Source organism: Rubrivirga sp., from assembly GCF_049648075.1.
Taxonomy (GTDB): Bacteria; Bacteroidota; Rhodothermia; order Rhodothermales; family Rubricoccaceae; genus Rubrivirga.
On sequence record NZ_JBARYR010000195.1, the window covers coordinates 1 to 2,782 of the forward strand.

The 2,782-nt window shown below is 69.6% G+C and carries 5 protein-coding genes; 3 read left to right on the forward strand and 2 right to left on the reverse strand.

The window, feature by feature from the left end; genetic code table 11:
• Positions 1–155 precede the first annotated feature (155 nt).
• Positions 156–836 (reverse strand): 5'-methylthioadenosine/S-adenosylhomocysteine nucleosidase, encoded by a 681-nt coding sequence (locus WBA11_RS05690; RefSeq protein ID WP_424519746.1) that lies wholly within the window; start codon positions 834–836, stop codon positions 156–158.
• Positions 837–883: 47 nt separating this feature from the next.
• Positions 884–1,039 carry a hypothetical protein gene (locus WBA11_RS05695; RefSeq protein ID WP_424519747.1) on the reverse strand — a complete coding sequence of 52 codons (156 nt, stop codon included), beginning with the start codon at positions 1,037–1,039 and terminating at the stop codon, positions 884–886.
• 89 nt (positions 1,040–1,128) lie between these two features.
• On the opposite strand from WBA11_RS05695, the gene WBA11_RS05700 reads away from it, so the two are divergent.
• The 3 genes from WBA11_RS05700 to WBA11_RS05710 form a co-directional block, all read left to right on the forward strand.
• Positions 1,129–1,311, forward strand: a complete 183-nt coding sequence (locus WBA11_RS05700; protein ID WP_424519748.1) for a hypothetical protein — start codon at positions 1,129–1,131, stop codon at positions 1,309–1,311.
• A gap of 81 nt (positions 1,312–1,392) precedes the next feature.
• Positions 1,393–2,070: an ABC transporter ATP-binding protein gene (locus WBA11_RS05705; protein WP_424519750.1), complete on the forward strand. Its 678-nt coding sequence runs from the start codon at positions 1,393–1,395 to the stop codon at positions 2,068–2,070.
• 125 nt (positions 2,071–2,195) lie between these two features.
• Positions 2,196–2,782, forward strand: a 587-nt coding sequence (locus WBA11_RS05710) for a TolC family protein (protein WP_424519749.1), incomplete at its 3' end; no start/stop codon positions are given.

Consider the following 2,782-nt stretch of genomic DNA (forward strand, 5'->3'; position numbering starts at 1 on the left):
CGCCGCCATGATCGCGGCGTTCGTCGCAGTCATCAGCCAGTCGCTCCGCGCCGCGATGACGGATCCCGTTCGGGCGCTGCGAGCGGAGTGAGGCTCGTCCTCGAGGACGGACCTGACGCCACCCAGGCTGTGAGTGTCGTCCTCGAGGCCGTGATCTAGGCGTGGAGACGCCAGGCGAGCAGGACGCGGCCGATGTTTCCGATCGCCTCGGGGAGGTGGACCCGGTAGCTCTCGGCGGCCGAGGCGTCGGCCCCGTCGGTCACCGCGCGGATCTCGACGAACGGGACGTTGCTGAACGCCGCGGCCCGCGCCCCACCGGCCCCCTCCCACGCGACGCACAGCGCTCCCGTCAACTCGACCAGCGCCGCCGCTCGCGCCGGATCGACGATGTCTTCGTCGCCACCCGCGATGGGTCCCGAGTGGATTCGAAAGCTAGTTCGCTCGGGCTGGGCGCTCAGGATCGCTCGGCGTAGCTCCGTCGAGGCCGTGTGCCTCGGGGGTGGACCGACGCCGTGGAAGCGAGTCTTGTAGTCGTGCTCCACGGCCTCCGTCCCCACGACGACGTCACCGGCCTGGAGATCAGGACTCAACGCACCCGCGGCGCCGACGACGATGACGGCCTCGAAGGGGCCTCTCGTGTCGATCAGGTGCTGCGTCACGAGCGCGAACTGGGCTTTCCCATGGCCTGCTGCCGCGCACGTCAGCCCGAGATCGGGGGCGGTGAGAGAGGGGACGCGGCCCGGCTGTCGTTGGACCCGGTGCCCCTCGCTCAGCAACAGAGCTTCGAGGGCGGCCAGCTCCTTCTCGACGGGCGTTGCGAGGAGAACCAGAGACATGGAGTGAAAGGTCGGGCCGTGATATCGAAGGCGCACAGCTTCGTGTTTCACGCTGAGCAGGGCAGCACATAGCCGGCACAGGTCGTCCTCGAGCCGTGAGACTCGCCCTCGAGGTCGGCACCGGAGGCCGAGAGCGAGCCGTCGTCCTCGAGGTCGGCCCGAGCGTGGTGTGCGCCACGGCACGCAGGTGTGCGGCTGCGCACGGCGCGAAGCCTCGAAAGCGGCCATTCCAAGCAGATTACGGGCTGGCACGGCTGTTGGAAGATTCCCGGCAACACCAACCCCCGCTGCTATGCTGACCTCCACCCGCCTCTCGACCCGCGCCACCTTCCGCACCCGCCACCTCGGCACCGGCGGCACCGGCCTGTTCGGGATGCGCCCCACGCCCGCCCCCCGCGTCGCCTTCAAAGGCTGGCTCACCGACGCCACGCCCGACACACCCCGCCGCAACGGCGCACGCCGCACCACGCGGTAGATGACGCTCCTCCTCGACGATCCAAGAGCGCTGGCGGCCGATGGGCTTGCCAGCGCTCAGCCCTGTTCCCCCTCCGCACCCATGATCGAGCTCACCGGCATCAGCAAGTACTACTCCCGCGCCTTGCGCAAGTCGTGGGTCTTGCGGCACATCGACTTGTCCATTCAGCAGGGCGAGTTCGTGAGCATCGTCGGCCCGTCCGGGTCGGGAAAGAGCACGCTCCTCAACATCATGGGCCTGCTCGACGAGCCGTCCGGCGGGACGTACGCGTTCGACGGAAGACCGGTCACGGAGCTGAGTGCGAACGAACGGGCGACGTTCAAGCGGGAGGAGATCGGGATCGTGTTCCAGGCCTATCACCTGCTCGATGACTTGACGGTGTACGAGAACATCGAGACGCCCCTCGTCTACCAGAAACGGCCGGGTGCGGAGCGCAAGGCTCGCGTCGCGGAGCTCTTGGACCGGTTTGGGATCGTGGCGAAAAAGGACCTGTTTCCGAACCAGCTCTCCGGCGGGCAGCAGCAGTTGGTCGGCGTGGCGCGAGCCCTGGCGGGCCGTCCTCGATTGCTCCTCGCGGACGAGCCGACGGGCAACCTGCACTCGAGCCAGGGCGAGGTCGTGATGGAGGCGTTCCGCGAGCTCCACGAGAACGACGGCGTCACCATCGTTCAGGTGACGCACTCGGAGCCCAACGCCGCCTTCGGGACCCGGACGGTCGAGCTCTTGGACGGCCGCGTCGTCGCGGACACAGCGACCTAGCCCTCGTGCGCTGGCGCCCGGTGGTGTGCGCCAGCGCACGGTCATCGTCCTCGAGGGCGGCGAGAGCGCGCGATCCAGGCGCGGCACGCCACTTGAGACACGCCGGACGACCCGACCCGACCCCCATGCGCACCCTCCTCGTCCTGCTCCTCCTCGCCCCGGGGCTCCACGCCCAGACCGTCGTCGACCTCGAGGACGCGCTGCGGATGGCCCGCACCGAGGCGATCGCCGTCCAGCGGGCGGGCGTCGACGTTCAGTCGGCCCAGATCGCTATCGACGCCATCGAGGACGGACGGCTCCCGTCGCTCAGCCTCGACGCGGGCGGCGGGCAGCGCTACGGACTGTCGTTCGACCAGACGAGCGGCGACCTGACGCAGGCGACTGTCGAGTCCCTCGACCTGGGCGTGCGAGCGAGCTACGTCGTGTTCGACGGCTTCGAGCGCCGCGCCGCAACGAACGCTGCGACGGCGCTTCTGCGGTCCGCCGAGCTCGACCAGGCGCGGGCCGAGCAGGTCACCGGCGTCGCCGTCCTCGATGGCTACTTCGCCGTCGCCCAGGCCGATGCCGCCGAAGCGATCGCGCTCGAGAACGTTGAGGCGCAGCGGGACCTGCTCGCCGAGATCGAGGTCCAGGCCGAGTACGGCGAGCGCCCCCAGTACGAGGTCTCCCAGCAGCAAGAGCGCGTCGCCGCGGCCCAGGCCAACGTCCTGAC

Bases quoted from the DNA above. Each gene is read 5' to 3' on its own strand.
- WBA11_RS05690 (WP_424519746.1), bottom strand. From the start codon at position 836: ATGTCTCTGGTTCTCCTCGCAACGCCCGTCGAGAAGGAGCTGGCCGCC.
- WBA11_RS05700 (WP_424519748.1), top strand. From the start codon at position 1,129: ATGCTGACCTCCACCCGCCTCTCGACCCGCGCCACCTTCCGCACCCGC.
- WBA11_RS05705 (WP_424519750.1), top strand. From the start codon at position 1,393: ATGATCGAGCTCACCGGCATCAGCAAGTACTACTCCCGCGCCTTGCGC.